The organism is Paenibacillus sp. NRS-1781 (genome assembly GCF_050467745.1).
Classification (GTDB): domain Bacteria; phylum Bacillota; class Bacilli; order Paenibacillales; family Paenibacillaceae; genus Paenibacillus; species Paenibacillus terrae_A.
Map to the genome: position 1 here is coordinate 246,111 of NZ_JBITPI010000024.1, position 15,191 is coordinate 261,301.

Here is a 15,191-nt window from a genome sequence, read left to right on the forward strand (position 1 = left end):
ACGAATGATCGCAGACTTGCTGTAATGTTGTTCTATATTGAAGCTTGGCTTAAATGAGCATACACATCTGCCAAATTGGTTACATTACGCTTCAGCATTTCCTGAACGTACGCCACCCACAGCTTTGCCGTCATTTTCGCGTCCTCTAAGGCATGATGCCGTCCCTGAATCCGTATGCCCTGATAGGTTAGCAATTCATCCAAACTATACGTTTGGTGCTGCTGCGGCTCCAGCCATTTGGCGAGCATCATCGTATCCAGAACACGATGGGTCAGCTGCACTTTAGATGTTTTCCATAGCGCAGCATTCAAAAAAGCCTTGTCGTGAGCGCTGGCATGCGCTACAAGCACCCGTCCTCCTACAAAGGACATAAAATCATGCAGCCCATCCATAAGCGGCAGAGCCTCATCTGTCATTTCCCGGGTAATCCCGGTAAGCTCCGTAATGTGCTCAGGAATTGCTGTACGTGGATTGACAAGCGTGTAAAACTGCTCTTTTTCCATAATCGTATCCCCGACCACCCTAATCGCACCGAACGATAAAATCTCATCTCCGTGCTGCGCTGAAAATCCCGTGGTTTCCAAATCAAAAACAACCGTCTCCAAACGCTCTAACGGGGTCCGCAATACTTCAGAGCGCCGTTGCTCCCGGGTCAAGGAACGGATAAAGGCCATCTGCTGAGCCGTAGGAGCTCCCATTACAGAAGCGATGGCTGATGGCACCCCTCCTCTGCGAAGAGCGCTCCAAAAGCCGCCTCCCTGCGTTGGCTCCTTCATGACCTTCTCCCTTCCGTAAACCGCAATTGTCTTTGCAGCGCACGATGCAGCCGCCGCACCGTTGAAAGCGCCTCACGCAGTTCATGCCAGCCCTTATCTTGCTTTAACGGTTTGACAGCAAGGTAGCCCTTGCTAAGCAAAAGCCCGTTCTTCTCCTGCACCGACGTAGCCATCCGAAGCTGAAGCGCGATCCGAAAGGCGCGCTCGCAAGCATCCAGCAAAGGAGACGGTGCTGCTTCCAGCAGCGCGAGCCGCCTGAGCCTTTTCAACGTAGAGGTCTCCTCCACCCCGTGCTGCAAAGCCCAAAACCGTACGGCATTTACCAACGGGATGTATAAACCGTATTTCACATCAAAATCGCCCGCGTGCTCCCCGAAGCGCTCGGTAACGATCTGACCCAAAATATTAAGTGTCGCTTTATGCCTTACCGTGTTCCTAAGTACCGCGGACGGCAAATCGGGATGCTTGCGCAGCAACGCATAAAAGCTTCGTTTCCATTCTGCTGACAATCGCCCATCTCCAGCGATATGCCTCATATCAGACGAGATAATCAGATACCGAATCGGCTCCCATGCAAAATCATCCGACCATGTTGTCAGCTGCTCCTGCCATTCAGACAATGTTTGTCGCCATAGCGGCTCTGAACACATCACTTTCCCTTCACATTTGGGATATCCCAAATATTCCAGCATTGCAGATATCCTCTGGCCGAACTCCATAAAATATGATTCTTTCCCGACAGATGCAGTGTCACTAATAATCATACCGTTATCTTGGTCACTCCATAGCGTCGACTCCGAGCGTCCCATGCTGCCAAAGGCTATAAATGCGTAAGGGACGGGAGGAGGGCCGAAGCCATCCTCAACCATCCCTTTTTCGCACATATGCACAGCTCTGGCTGCAATGCGGTCATGCATATCATTCGCCGTTTGTAACCAGTCTGATAACGGAGCGGAGGCTTGGGAAGCCAGCAGCCATTTTTGAGAATCGACCCTGGCCTGCCTTAGCGATTCAGGCGTATCTGCATGATCAATCGCTTCGGCTGAACTCACCCAAGGTGCCGTATTTTGCAGTTCCATACTTCCATCTCCTCCGCTCATCCTTACTGGCTCTTTATATTTTACATATTAGCTTACAGTCCCAGAACGCTTCTCAGCCTCGGCAACCAGTTTCATTTGCTCAGGATAGCCGTACGTACCATGCTCGCTGATATCCAGCCCCATCGTTTCTTCTTCTTCCGTAACTCGAATTCCCATAATGGCTTTCATCGCACCCAGAATAATGAAGGAAATGACGAATACGAAAGCAAATGTCCCTACCAGTCCAAGCAACTGTACTCCCAATTGCGTAAATCCGCCACCATAGAACAGCCCGGCTTGACCAACACCTGTTATTTTCACCAGCTCAGGAGTAGCGAACAATCCTGTGGATATCGCACCCCACATCCCTGCAATACCATGGACGGAAAATGCATATACCGGATCATCTACTCTTGCACGCTCAAACCATTGTGCTGTGAAGAAGGTAATAATCCCTGCTACCGCACCGATGACCAGAGCCGCCCAAGGAGCTACAAATGCGCACGCCCCTGTTATTGCGACCAAAGCCGCCAGTACACCGTTCAGCATGGACGGAATATCCGCTTTTCCATAGACCATCCAGGATACCAGTAGAGCAAATACTCCACCTGCCGCCGCAGCAAGATTCGTGGTTACCGCCACATACCCGAAGAAACCGTCATTCATGGCCGATACAGCACTACCCGGATTAAATCCGAACCAGCCAAACCAGAGAATAATAACACCCAGTATGGAATACACCTGATTATGTCCAGGAATAATATTCGGCTTACCGTCTTTATTGAACTTGCCCAAACGCGGTTTCAGCAGCAGTGTAGCGACAAGTGCCGCCGTAGCGCCCGTCAGATGGACTACCGTCGAGCCGGCATAATCCTGCATGCCCAGCTTGCCAAGCCATCCGCCTCCCCAGACCCAGTGAGCTACAACCGGATAGATCACGATGGAGAACAAAATACCGAAAATGATGTATACACTTAACTTTGCACGCTCTGCCATTCCCCCACATGCGATAGAAAGAGATACAGCAGCAAAAGCAAAGTGGAACAAAAACATGATTGTAATGGGAACATCCAGACCTGAAAGGGAGTCAAACGATACAGCAGCATCCGTGCCGCTCATGAAAAATCCCGTCAGCCCCATAAATCCGTTGCCGCCATCGTTACCGAAGCCTAGTCCGAACCCGAGAGCCCAGAATGACAATGCAGCAACGCCCGTGGTGAGTATCGTTTTACCAGCGACATGACCCGCATTCTTCATTCGTGTGGAGCCAGCCTCCAGCAATGCAAATCCCGCCTGCATGAAAAACACAAGAATAAATGCCAAGAAGGTAAACGCTGTGTTTAATCCAGCTTGAAGCTGAATATTTGTCGGACCATCAGCAGCGAATGCCCCCACCGGAAAAGCCAGTACCGTCAGCATGGACAGTAATGCAACAAACCACTTTTTTCTCATGAAGCCCACTCCCTCGAATGTTAAGTTTCTTTACATTTCGTGAAATTCTTATTGTCATTATAATCAGAATACATGAAATTTGACAAGATTTTTTTTATTAACTTAAAAAAAAATCAATATCGAACTTCACATGTTATGTTTACTAACTATTAAAGTAGCTTGTATCATACCCTAAAAAAGCATGACGTTTGACTGTACGGTTGGGAATCATGTAAAATATTTTTATAAGCACTCTGTTTGCAGATGCGTAATATGGAAGGCTGAATGAAGAGCGCGAGGTGAGGACAGATGGGGATATGAAGCTATTTCGAATTGGCGAGCTAGCCAAGACGGCTGGTGTCAGCGAACGGACCATTGATTATTATACGAAGCTTGGTTTGATCACACCTGAAGAACGATCTTTGAAAAATTATCGGCTATACAATGATGAAACTTTAAAAAGACTTGAACGTATTAACCAAATGAAACAAGAGAAGTATAGCCTCGAGGAAATCAAACAGACCTTAATGAAGTGGAATTCAGTTTCAGGCGAAGAGCATGTCACCGACAAGCTGACAAGTCTGGAGATGCACATGCAGCGCTTGGAGCGCGAAGTCAATGAGCTACAACCTCTTTTGGGGCAGCTCAAGCCCGTTCAAGCGCGTAAGCTGCTTACAGGTCTACTACCGCAAAGCGCCGCTTGTATCGAAGCTCTAAAGTATTTGCTGGAGCATAGCTCCATGATGTAGATTCCCGGGCTGTATGATGAAATAATAATGGAGGGTTGCTTTATGATGGGAATGTATATATTGATTATTCTTGCGTTCGGCTTATCCTTATGGGCGCAATTTCGCGTGAAAGGTACGTTTAACAAATGGTCTAATGTGCCCAACGAAAACGGCATGACAGGCTACGATGCCGCCCGGCACATGCTGGATCGCAACGGTTTGCATGATGTGCCCATTGAACCTGTGCCCGGTGCGTTATCTGACCACTATGATCCGATGCAACGAATAGTACGCTTGTCCGAGCCTGTGTATTATGAAAAATCTATTTCCGCAGTTGCTGTGGCTTGTCATGAGGTTGGTCATGCGATTCAGCATAAAGAGCATTATCCTATGCTCGCACTACGTCACCGGATTTTCCCGGTTGTCAATTTTGCATCCGGTATTGCACCGTTTCTGCTGATTGCCGGGTTCCTGTTCAGCTACACTAACCTGATCGGCATAGGCATTATCTTTTTCTCAGCTACTGTCGCCTTTCAATTAATCACATTGCCAGTCGAATTTAATGCTTCCAACCGAGCCCGTGAAATTATGGTGTCCGAAGGATTTATCCGCAGTGATGAAGAACGAGGTGTAGCTAAAGTATTGAATGCTGCTGCATTAACATACGTGGCCGCTGCCCTCGTTTCCTTGCTGGAGCTGATTCGCTTGATCGGCATCTTCAACAGCCGTGACTAATCGCTTTTGTAGCAAAAAAGGTTGTTCCTCCGCCATGATGATGGTAGAGGAACAACCTTTTTATGTTCTATCCAATTCTCTATACTCACCTGTCCGTCAGTCCGCTTTAACACTTCCATCCGTCACAGTGCCACTACCTTGAAGTCCAAAATATTGCAACAAAAAAGTGCGGAACGATTTGGCAACCAACGGAAGCTTGTCATCTCTGCGGTGAATTAAGCCAATGGTTCGCGTCACCTCGGGATCAACAATCGACACTCTCGCGGGTTGGAGCGGATTGGTTTGGAACAACGCCATCTCCGGCAAAAGGCTGACCCCCATGCCTGCGGCAACTAATCCACGGATCGTATCCGTCTCCTCGCCTTCAAAAGCGATGTCCGGCGTAAATCCGGCCTCTAGACAAGCCTGCCAGACAATCGGACGCAAGGAGTAACCATCTCTGAACAGAATGAACTTTTCTCCTTTAAGCTGATCCAGCGTGATGTGCCCGGCTGAAGCCAAAGGATGGTTAGGGGGCAGGACCGCAAACAGTTCCTCAGTAAGCACCACATCTCCCTCGACATGGTCATGACGATCTGGAAAAGGGGATACAAAAGCCAAATCCACCTCACCCGCTAACACATCACGGATCAAGCTCGGATACATTCCCTGTTTAAATCTGAATTTAACATTTGGATACCGTTTACGAAATTCAGCTACAACCGTAGGAATAAGATGAATGCCCAAACTGTGCGGGAAGCCTATACGAATTTCTCCACCCTCCGGGTCTAAAAACTCATGGACCTCCAGAACAGCCCGCTCCAAATCCTTTATAATCGTTTCAACCCGCTTGCAAAATAACTGTCCCACCGGTGTAAGCTGCAAGTTGCGGCCCTTTTGCATAAAAAGATTCACACCCAGCTCCTCTTCAAGCTGATGAATTTGCCGACTGACCGCAGATTGCGCCACATGCAGCTCCTCGGCCGCCTGAGTGACATGTTCCTTTTGCGCTACCTTCATAAAGTATTGCAACTGTCGTAGTTCCACTCCGTTATTCGCTCCAATCTGTTTTTCAACATCAGGAAGAAGAGGTTAGGTGAACCTCTCCCTCTTTTTTGCTGTGCTGACTTACGATAAAGCCGTCTTTAGTGACGTTTACGTTGGCCAGTCAATCTGATCATCAATCCATACAGGAAAAACCCGCTGAGCAGTCCTCCAAAATGGGCGGTCCAGTTAATGTTCGCCACAGCAAACGAAAACAGGATGCCAAAGCCGAGCAGCGTGTACAGTGTTTTGCGCGAAGCCTCATCCATAAGTGTCCGCTGGAACAGGGCAACGTACAGAAATGCACCGTAGATGCCATATATCGCTCCTGAGGCCCCTACAGAGACCGTAGTTTCCGCTACCATGTTGTAATGCGCAATAGACATTACGTTTCCTACAATGCCTGTAGCAAGGTACAACAGTACGTATCGAAAGGACCCTAGCAGACGTTCCAGCGGCGGAGCAAATACGAGAATCGCAAAGGAATTAAATAAAAGATGATCAAACCCCGCATGTAAAAACATAGCTGACACATACCGCCATAACTGGTCGGTAAAGGGCTCCTCATTGATCAAGGCTCCATACCGAATCAGTGTTAAACTATTTTCCGATCCACCATGAACAGTCAGCACAATAAACATCACGATATTGATAAGCAGGATCAAACAGGTTACCGGGTAAAAACGCAAATAACTCTTCCAGTTCTCATAACGTAAAAAAATCAAGGCAATCCTTCCTTCATGGGTGTCTCCACCTTATTCAAATTGGACAATGTCTTTTATAAAAGATTATAATAGATTTCGGCACCGATAACCAATGCTAAAAACCAAGGAGGCTATTACATATGGCACAAGAACGTAAAGAAGTTGCTACTTTTAAAGGCAATCCTTTGACTCTCGTGGGTCCTGAACTGAAAGTTGGAGATCAGGCACCTGATTTTAAATTGCAAAAAAATCTGCTGGAAGCTGCTACGCTTCAAGACTTTGCAGGTAAAGTCAAGCTAATCAGCGTTGTTCCTTCTCTTGATACAGGCGTGTGTGACGCACAAACCCGTCGTTTTAATCAAGAAGCGGATTCTCTTGGGGATCAAGTCGTGATACTGACTGTCAGCGTGGATCTGCCGTTCGCCCAAGCTCGTTGGTGTGGTGCTGCGGGCATTGACCGTGTATTGACACTATCTGATTACAAGGACCATTCCTTTGGAGATGCCTATGGGGTGTTCATTAAGGAATTCCACCTGGATCATCGCGCTATTTTCGTTATTGATCAAAACGATAAAATCGCTTATGTAGAATACTTGAGCGAAATGTCTGAGCATCCTGACTATGAGCAAGCGATTACAGCGGTGAAGAAGCTCGTTTAATTCATGCCACTTACGTTGATTCGAATATTAAAAAAGCGAGTGAAGGGCTGCCTTCCTCGCTTTTTTACGTTATCTGTCACTTTGCTGCCCACATGTCTGCAATCACTGTACAACCTTATGAGTGGACAGTTTCTTGTCAATCACAGCGAACAACTGCAAGATAATGCGATAATTTGCACCCATGTCCCCCAGCGATCCACGTGAAGCGGAATAAATATCCACAGCGCTCCGAACTGGCGAAACGGACAATATAGAAACGGTAATATCCACCGTTCTGCCGAATGCTGTTCGCTTCTCAAGCGTAATCTCACCTACGGATGGTACTTCATGCAACACCTTGTAGCCAGGAATCTTTTTTAAAACGGACGATACCTCCTCCCAGGCCTTGTCTCTCGATAAGCTATAATAGCGCGTCTTCAATTGGGGGTCTTTGACCCGGTCGCTTGTACCTTCTTGGCTGCGCACAATCCCTACCAGAGTCCTCTTCAACGACAAGACATTTCCTCCTTCATGATAATCGTTGCTGAATACAGCACATTGATTTCCCTTTGCTGCAAGCGCTTTTATAAAAAAGTTAAAACAACAAAGTAAACCCGATCATACCTGCGGTATGCGATTGAGTACCTTATTTCTTATTTTAGCATTGTTACATACAAAAAACACCCTGTTTCTGCACGGAGCAGTATCAGGGTGTGTTGATTACATTATAGAGTACCCGCCGATGCCGTCCGACCATAGCGTCTTCTGAACCTGCTTTAGCAGGTGGGTGACCGCAGGACAAACTTTTGAAGTCCCCTTGTCAGAATTGACAGGGCTTTTCAGCTGTCCACCCGTATTGATCTCCCTAGACATTGTCATTGGTTCAAAACAACAAATGACCGTAACGTGCATCGCAGGATGTGACCTTATTATAGCGCTTCTCACTTGGAAAGTAAATGCTAGGAGAAATCTGTTTTATTTTTGGAGGTTATCACTTTTTTTGTCTTCCGTGCTTGCTGCCTCTTCGTCTTTCTGTTTCATCTTTTCCATCTGATCCTGCATTTTGAGGAACGTTCCATAAAAATTAAAGAAAGCGAACCAGGCTACCACACTACCAATGAAGAACAAGAACAGCACAGGGTATTTGACCCCAATAAAGATAACAACCGCGCTGCCGAGCATGGTAGAAAATACACGGAACGGTCGAATGAGCGTCAGCAAGACCGCATTTTTGATCAGTTGTCCGATGGACATATGATAATGAGCAACCATCGAGAAAAAGTTAAACATGGATACGAGCAAAATAATGATGAGAATAAGCATGATAATGCCTACAATTTGCAAATTGCTGAGTTGTGTCATATACACGGTATAATCCACATACATAATGACAAACAGCAGCGTGTAAAAGATGCCTCCGATCAGGCTCTGCTTGTAGTTTTCCTTGTATCCTTTAAAAAAGGTACGAAACACACTTGAATCCGTATCGCCCATTACCCATTTACGAACGACGCTAAACATGGCCGTTGTAGCCGGGAATAAAGTAAGCGGTGCCAAAACAGCCATCGCCCAATTCATTTGTAAAGATTCATTAACCAAGTTCTGATTCATCACAAGTAGTTTGAGTATGAGACAGAACATAAAAGGCGACGAGCATAACACCCATAACAAATTGGTAGCCGCCAGTCTGGTAATCCATTCAGTCAGGCGATAAATACCACCCATAGCTCCTTTAAACTCCAACGTTAATCTCTCCCTCCGCAAGCCTTGGCAGTTCCACGGCTCATGTTGCTGTGCCTGTATTCCGGCTGTGACTATATCATACCGTATTTCATCCCCAATACGCCAGTGAAATCAATACTTCAGCCGTCGATGCAGATTGCTAAGAATTTTATACTTTTTGATCATATAACAAAAAACCGAAGCGAGAATCACTTCGGCTTTCCTGTTATTTCAAATCTTATTCAGAAGAGGAATCTTCGCGTCTTGCAGGACGACGAGTTTCTCCGCTACTGCTTGGACGTGGTCTGCGATCTCCGCTATTGCGGCTCGCGGAATCACGGTTGTAGCTACCGCCTTCTTTACTGCCACGGTTGTAGCCACCATATCCGCCTTTGCTGCCACTACCACTGCCGCCAGTACGGTTGGAGTTATAACCACCGTTACTACGTCCGCTGTAGTTAGACGGCTTGCGTCCGCCGGAACGAACATCCGGTTTACGACGTTTTGCACGAATTGGATCTTCCGGAGTCAGTTCAACAGACGCTTCTCTCTTCTCGCCAGTCATCAGCTTCAGAGCTGCGGAGAGAAGTTGTACGGAGTCATACTGCTCCAGCATTTGAATAGCCAAACCTTTGTATTCGTTCAGCTCACCGCTTTCTACAGCCTCCAGGAGACGTTCTGCGATGATGCGTTGTTTGCCTTCCAAAGCTTCAGCCAAGGTTGGAAGCGGCTTACGCGCAATACGGTGACGAGTTACACGTTCAATGAAATGCAGATGATCAATTTCACGAGGCGTTACGAAAGACCATGCTTCCCCTTCTTTACCAGCACGTCCAGTACGTCCAATACGGTGAACATAACTTTCCGGATCTTGTGGAAGGTCAAAGTTCACAACGTGAGTTACACCTGAAACGTCCAAACCGCGGGCAGCTACATCAGTTGCTACGAGCACGTCAATGCTTCCATCGCGGAATTTGCGCATTACAGCATCACGTTGGTTCTGAGACAAGTCACCATGCAAACCATCGGCAGAATATCCACGTTTTTGCAGAGCTTCAGCCAGCTCGTCTACCCGACGCTTGGTGCGACCAAATACGATAGCTAGTTCTGGAGATTCCATGTCGATCAAACGGCTCAAAGCTTCGAATTTTTGACGTTCAGGAACTTCAATGTAGGCCTGATCAATCAGTGGAGCACTAACTTGTTTAGGGATAACTGAAACATGCTCAGGGTTTTTAAGGAATTGTTCAGCCAGTCTTTTGATATTAGGAGGCATCGTAGCCGAGAAAAGCATCGTTTGACGCTCGTCTGGAACCTGCTTCAGAATGGATTGGATATCTTCCATAAAGCCCATATCCAACATTTCATCCGCTTCATCCAAAACGACGGTGTTCACGTCTTCCAGCTTGATGGTTTTGCGGTTAATATGGTCGAGCAAGCGACCTGGTGTACCAATGATAATTTGAGGTTTCTTTTTCAAAGCGCGAATCTGGCGCACGATATCTTGTCCGCCATAGATCGGCAGGGTACGAAGGCCTTTGAAACGGGACAGCTTTTCGATTTCTTCAGCTACCTGAATGGCAAGCTCACGTGTAGGAGCCATAATCAGCGCTCTGATTTTGTCGTCGTTTTTAGAGATTTTGCTGATCAACGGAATACCAAAAGCTGCGGTTTTACCTGTACCTGTTTGGGCTTGGCCAATCATATCTCTTCCTTGCAACGCAAGAGGAATGGATTGGGATTGAATCGGCGTCGCTTCTTCAAAACCAAGCTCTGTAATCGCCTCAAGTACTTTCGGTTCAAGATTAAATTCTGCAAATGTCGTCAAATTTATTCAAACTCCTTCATAATGGTGGATGTGGTGGACAATCCACAATGTTGTCTGTATTCTTAAGTAGCGATATTATTGTATAGGTTTTCCCAATACAGTAACAGTTTATTTAGACCTATAACTGCATCTTTCTGTATAAACTCGGGTAACCTTATCCGATACATCTTAAACGAATTTATCCTTTTTAAAACAGTTTAAATTTTAAGTGTTTCTCTGGACAGAAGGTCCCTACTCAAGAATATCCACATCGCATTATAACACAAAACAATTCATGAATACCAGCAAGTTGCTTTCCGTATATATTAAATGAGGTGAAAAACGTTGTTAAGAATAGTGTTAAACTGTTTTGTTGTCATTTTGGGAGCCGCTGCTATAGCAAGCGGTTTTAATCTGTTTCTCGTGCCCCACCACCTGTTGAGCGGTGGAGTAGCAGGGCTTTCCATGTTAATCGGCTACTTTTCAAAATTCGATATCAGTGTGATGTACTTTGTCCTGAACATCCCAATGCTTATTGCTGGCTGGTTTATTTTAGGCAAACGATTTATTAGTATGAGCATTTTGTCTGTTATCGCCACAACATGGATTTTGGCCTGGATTCCGGTGCAACCTCTCGTTAAAGATCCGCTGCTTGCCTCCGTTTTTGGTGGAGTGCTGATTGGCGTTGGAGCAGGGATCTCCTTTCGGGTGGGAGGGTCTACTGGCGGTTTTGACATTATCGGCTCCATCGTCACCCGTTACCGTGATTTCCCTGTAGGGACTGTGCTCGTCGGTTTGAATGGGCTGGTTATTCTGGCAGCGGGATATTTGAACCAGGACTGGAATATTGCCCTTGTGTCCATGTTATCCATTTTCGTGACCGGCAAGGTTTTGGATCAGATTTATGTGAGTCACACCAAAATAACCGTTTACATCATTACTGGGCATACCGAGAAACTGCTCAGCCGAATGCTGACGACGCCACGTGGAGTCAGTAAAATTAAAATTGAAGGTGCATTTTCTCATACCGAAAAGGATATGCTGATGACAGTTACAACACGCTACGAGCTGGCAGAACTGAAACGCATTATTAAGCAAGTGGACCCCTCTGCTTTCGTTAATATCGTGGAAACAGTAGGAGTCATGGGCTCTTTCCGCCGAAGATAAGCATGAACCCAAGTGTCAAAATGTCATTTCTGTGGTACACTATACGTGCGCTGTTCCCATATTATATAAAGACCAGCTTTACCTGCTATTTCACAGGCAATTTGCTTTTCCGATTCGTACCGAATGATTCTTATGGAATGATTCCGAGCAGGAAAGGGTGATTTTTGTGGAAATGGAAACGGTAAAACTGTCCGACATTGTCTTGAGATGGTATCCAGAAATGCTCCCGTTTCTCAAAAAGAATGAGCTGGACTCGATGATTGTACTTCGGGACGGGATGGCCATTCTCAAGCCCACGGATGCGCTCGAAATTATTCAGTACAGTATTTGTGAGCATCAGGACAATATGTATCTTCATTAAGTATCTCCATTAAATCTCTCCACCAAGTGCCGCTTCTTCCGGTTGTAATTCGCAACCACGAAGAAAGCGGCCTTATTTATGCCATTTTACGGATTCAATAAACACGGGTTGGGTTAATCATGTAAGACTATGCCTGATGATTCCAGTATTGGTTAAAGCGACATACATAAGGAAGAGAGTTAGGGCATTTATGTCACAGCTTATAGCGCAGGCGGTTCGCGTATGACCGAGCTGCTTGAACTGCTAGACAAAACAGAGCTCAATTCTATGGTTATTGATATTAAGGATGATGCAGGTTACATCACTTATCCAACGACCAATCCCGCGCTGTTGAAATTGGGTAAGCCGCAAAAATTTATTGGAGATATCTTCAGTTTGATGGAGCGATTGAAAAAGCATAACGTTTACCCGATTGCCCGTATTGTTGTATTTAAAGATACAGTATTAGCCAACAAGAATCCCGACATGTCCTTCCGTAATCCTGACGGCTCTGTCTGGAAAAACGGCAAGGGTGATGGCTTCGTTAATCCCTACAATAAAGAGGTTTGGGATTATAATATTGCTATTGCCAGGGAGGCAGCAAAGCTGGGCTTCAAGGAAATTCAGTTTGATTATGTACGTTTCCCTGAAGGCTTTGAGAAAAGAGCCGACAAGCTGAAATATACCAAATCCAGTCAATCACGTGTAGAAGCAGTCGCTGAGTTTGTGCAATATGCCCATAAAGAGCTTGCTCCACTGGGTGTGAGGGTATCCGTAGATATTTTCGGGTATGTCGCATCCGTTCCCGCTGCGGAAGGAATCGGACAGGATTTCGCCAAAATTTCCGAAAACGTGGATGTCATTTCTCCTATTATCTATCCAAGTCACTATACAACAGGCTGGTTTGGTGTAAAGGACCCTGACAAAAATCCGTACCAGACCATTAAGGGTTCGATGGCGGATACGCACAAAAAGCTTGACCCGACAGGTAAGCTGAAACCGATCATTCGTCCATGGATTCAGGGTTTTACCGCAAGTTGGTTGGGAAGCGGTCATTATGCCAAATATGGTAAAACCCAGGTCGAGGAACAAATTCGAGCGCTCAAGGACATGAAAGTGGATGAATATTTACTCTGGAATGCTACAAATCGCTATACGAGCGGAGTAACGTACAAATAATCCATGTATCCCGGTCTTATATTACTTTTAAGGAATACACTAAATCATTTAGAGATTTCCAAGGCTGCCCCATTCGTTCATTATGGGTGCAGTCTTTTTTGTTGCTGTTCAAATGCTGCCGCATCCCTTACAATAAATACTTGACATGTTATGATATATACGTTTGATAACTCCAAGTAAGTGAGGACATGAAAATGCATTTGACTCTAACTAACAGTCAGAAATGGAAGCAGCTTTTTAACATTTTGCTCCCTATTCTGGTAACACAGCTTGCACTATCTGCGATGACTTTTTTTGATACTAATATGTCAGGACACTTTTCTTCTGCCGATTTGGCTGGTGTGGCCATCGGAGTGAGTCTGTGGGTACCCGTGCAAACAGGTCTCAACGGAATACTTATGGCCATCACCCCTATTGTATCGCAGTTGGTTGGAGCACAGCGCAAGGACAAGGTTTCTTACTATGTCATTCAGGCGCTGTGGCTCTCACTCACTCTATCTATGATTGTTCTGATTGCAGGTATTTTTCTCGTTAAGCCCATTCTTCATGGAATGAATCTGGAGTTGAGGGTTCATAACGTGGCCTTGTACTACCTTTGTGCGATGGCCTTCGGCATTGCCCCGCTCTTTGCCTATACGGTCCTTCGGAGCTTTATGGATGCACTAGGACAAACTCGGTTTACAATGACCATCACACTGATGTCGTTGCCTATCAATGTCTTGTTGAATTACTTACTTATCTATGGAAACTGGGGTTTTCCCCGTCTGGGTGGTGTGGGCTCTGGAGTAGCAACTGCCGCCACATACTGGATTGTTATGCTTGTCACTGGCATCATCGCACATCGGGGAAGGATATTTGCCGAATATGGGGTTTTCAGCAAGATATACGGCATCGCTGCTAGCGCTTGGAAAGAGCTTATCAAGATCGGCGTACCCATCGGCTTTGCGATCTTTTTCGAGACCGCTGTCTTCGCAGCTGTTACCCTCTTCATGAGCAGTTATAATACGCCTACAATTGCGGCTCATCAGGCCGCTATGAACTTTGCGACAACGCTGTATATGATTCCACTCAGTATTTGTATGGCGCTCACGATTCTAGTGGGGTATGAGGCAGGGGCAGGACGATCGCGGGATGCAAAAATATACAGCGTAATGGGGATCAGCTGTGCAATTGGTCTGTCATTGATCACGGCTGTTGTGCTTGTGATCTGGAGCGAACAAGTAGCGCAGCTGTACTCCACCGATCCACAGGTTATTCTGCTAACGCAACATTTCCTGCTCTATGCGATTTTCTTTCAAATATCCGACGCTATAGCTACACCTACTCAAGGAGCACTGCGTGGATATAAGGATGTCAATTCGGCCTTTCTGATTACGTTTCTGGCCTATTGGGTTATCGGACTTCCTATAGGATATATTATCGCACGTTGGACATCATTTGGTCCCTACGGCTACTGGATTGGCTTGATTACAGGTTTGGCCGCGGGAGCAGTGGCACTTCTCCTCCGCCTGCTGGCTGTACAACGACGTTTTACTGAAAAAAAACGACACGCAGAGGCTGTTTAGCCTTTGCGTGTATCAGCGTGTCTCCATGACATAGGCAGTACCCGAAGTTATTCTTTTTTTCTCCACAATAGCGACTTCGTTCAGTTTCGGAGGATACAGAAAATGTCTCTCCACATGCTGATCCACAGCCTGAAATGCCTGCTCCTCATTTTCCGCAACGAGAATAACAGTTAAGGCTCCTTCCGAGCTGTCTACTTCGATTTTGAACAAATACATGGTTTATTTCCTCCAGATCTGCTTTAAATGTTAAAAAATAAGCGGATGACAGGGGTCATCCGCATGAGTTTAAGAATTCCT

The 15,191-nt window shown here is 46.1% G+C and carries 15 protein-coding genes, 1 other RNA gene and 1 pseudogene; 7 read left to right on the top strand and 10 right to left on the bottom strand.

What is annotated here, in order from left to right:
* Positions 1-32: 32 nt before the first annotated feature.
* Genes ACIFO6_RS10225 through ACIFO6_RS10235 form a run of 3 tightly spaced genes read right to left on the bottom strand, consistent with a single transcriptional unit; the run spans position 33 to position 3,307 of the window.
* Positions 33-776, bottom strand: coding sequence for an exonuclease domain-containing protein (locus tag ACIFO6_RS10225; RefSeq protein WP_430040521.1), 744 nt, complete (start codon positions 774-776; stop codon positions 33-35).
* Positions 773-1,855 carry a DUF294 nucleotidyltransferase-like domain-containing protein gene (locus ACIFO6_RS10230; RefSeq protein ID WP_430040523.1) on the bottom strand — a complete coding sequence of 361 codons (1,083 nt, stop codon included), beginning with the start codon at positions 1,853-1,855 and terminating at the stop codon, positions 773-775. The genes ACIFO6_RS10225 and ACIFO6_RS10230 overlap by 4 nt, the downstream gene beginning before the upstream one ends.
* A gap of 48 nt (positions 1,856-1,903) precedes the next feature.
* Positions 1,904-3,307: an ammonium transporter gene (locus ACIFO6_RS10235; protein ID WP_430040525.1), complete on the bottom strand. Its 1,404-nt coding sequence runs from the start codon at positions 3,305-3,307 to the stop codon at positions 1,904-1,906.
* A gap of 296 nt (positions 3,308-3,603) precedes the next feature.
* Here ACIFO6_RS10235 and ACIFO6_RS10240 point away from each other — a divergent pair, with 296 nt between their 5' ends.
* On the top strand, positions 3,604-4,035 hold the full coding sequence (locus tag ACIFO6_RS10240) for a MerR family transcriptional regulator (RefSeq protein ID WP_044646349.1): 432 nt from the start codon (positions 3,604-3,606) through the stop codon (positions 4,033-4,035).
* Between the two features lie 42 nt (positions 4,036-4,077).
* Positions 4,078-4,749: a zinc metallopeptidase gene (locus ACIFO6_RS10245; RefSeq protein WP_430040528.1), complete on the top strand. Its 672-nt coding sequence runs from the start codon at positions 4,078-4,080 to the stop codon at positions 4,747-4,749.
* Between the two features lie 96 nt (positions 4,750-4,845).
* On the opposite strand, the gene ACIFO6_RS10250 is transcribed toward ACIFO6_RS10245, so the two are convergent.
* Both ACIFO6_RS10250 and ACIFO6_RS10255 read right to left on the bottom strand, forming a co-directional pair.
* The gene (locus ACIFO6_RS10250) at positions 4,846-5,775 is read right to left on the bottom strand and encodes a LysR family transcriptional regulator (RefSeq protein WP_430040530.1); all 930 of its coding nucleotides are present in this window, start codon (positions 5,773-5,775) and stop codon (positions 4,846-4,848) included.
* Between the two features lie 98 nt (positions 5,776-5,873).
* The gene (locus tag ACIFO6_RS10255; protein ID WP_430040532.1) at positions 5,874-6,497 is read right to left on the bottom strand and encodes a rhomboid family intramembrane serine protease; all 624 of its coding nucleotides are present in this window, start codon (positions 6,495-6,497) and stop codon (positions 5,874-5,876) included.
* Between the two features lie 119 nt (positions 6,498-6,616).
* Between ACIFO6_RS10255 and tpx the strand changes: the two genes are divergently transcribed.
* Entirely contained in the window at positions 6,617-7,135 is a 519-nt protein-coding gene (gene tpx, locus ACIFO6_RS10260; RefSeq protein ID WP_430040534.1) for a thiol peroxidase, read from the top strand.
* A 102-nt stretch (positions 7,136-7,237) separates the two neighbouring features.
* Here the strand turns inward: tpx and ACIFO6_RS10265 are convergent, their stop codons facing one another.
* The 4 genes from ACIFO6_RS10265 to ACIFO6_RS10280 form a co-directional block, all read right to left on the bottom strand.
* A complete protein-coding gene (locus tag ACIFO6_RS10265) occupies positions 7,238-7,630 on the bottom strand; it encodes a DUF1499 domain-containing protein (RefSeq protein ID WP_430040536.1) in 393 nt (130 codons plus the stop codon).
* Between the two features lie 213 nt (positions 7,631-7,843).
* Positions 7,844-8,037, bottom strand: a non-coding RNA gene (ssrS, locus tag ACIFO6_RS10270) — 6S RNA.
* A gap of 52 nt (positions 8,038-8,089) precedes the next feature.
* The gene (locus tag ACIFO6_RS10275) at positions 8,090-8,857 is read right to left on the bottom strand and encodes a YesL family protein (RefSeq protein WP_430040538.1); all 768 of its coding nucleotides are present in this window, start codon (positions 8,855-8,857) and stop codon (positions 8,090-8,092) included.
* Positions 8,858-9,074: 217 nt separating this feature from the next.
* On the bottom strand, positions 9,075-10,664 hold the full coding sequence (locus ACIFO6_RS10280) for a DEAD/DEAH box helicase (protein WP_430040540.1): 1,590 nt from the start codon (positions 10,662-10,664) through the stop codon (positions 9,075-9,077).
* Positions 10,665-10,988: 324 nt separating this feature from the next.
* On the opposite strand from ACIFO6_RS10280, the gene ACIFO6_RS10285 reads away from it, so the two are divergent.
* The 4 genes and pseudogenes from ACIFO6_RS10285 (at position 10,989) to ACIFO6_RS10300 (ending at position 14,894) form a co-directional block, all read left to right on the top strand.
* Positions 10,989-11,810, top strand: a complete 822-nt coding sequence (locus ACIFO6_RS10285; protein WP_430040542.1) for a YitT family protein — start codon at positions 10,989-10,991, stop codon at positions 11,808-11,810.
* A 172-nt stretch (positions 11,811-11,982) separates the two neighbouring features.
* Complete coding sequence (locus ACIFO6_RS10290; protein ID WP_430040544.1) at positions 11,983-12,171, top strand: hypothetical protein; 189 nt, start codon at positions 11,983-11,985, stop codon at positions 12,169-12,171.
* 183 nt (positions 12,172-12,354) lie between these two features.
* Positions 12,355-13,329, top strand: a pseudogene (locus ACIFO6_RS10295) (putative glycoside hydrolase); the annotation flags it as partial.
* Between the two features lie 194 nt (positions 13,330-13,523).
* On the top strand, positions 13,524-14,894 hold the full coding sequence (locus tag ACIFO6_RS10300; protein ID WP_430040626.1) for an MATE family efflux transporter: 1,371 nt from the start codon (positions 13,524-13,526) through the stop codon (positions 14,892-14,894).
* Positions 14,895-14,906: 12 nt separating this feature from the next.
* On the opposite strand, the gene ACIFO6_RS10305 is transcribed toward ACIFO6_RS10300, so the two are convergent.
* On the bottom strand, positions 14,907-15,110 hold the full coding sequence (locus ACIFO6_RS10305) for a DUF3906 family protein (RefSeq protein WP_014280850.1): 204 nt from the start codon (positions 15,108-15,110) through the stop codon (positions 14,907-14,909).
* Positions 15,111-15,191 lie beyond the last annotated feature (81 nt).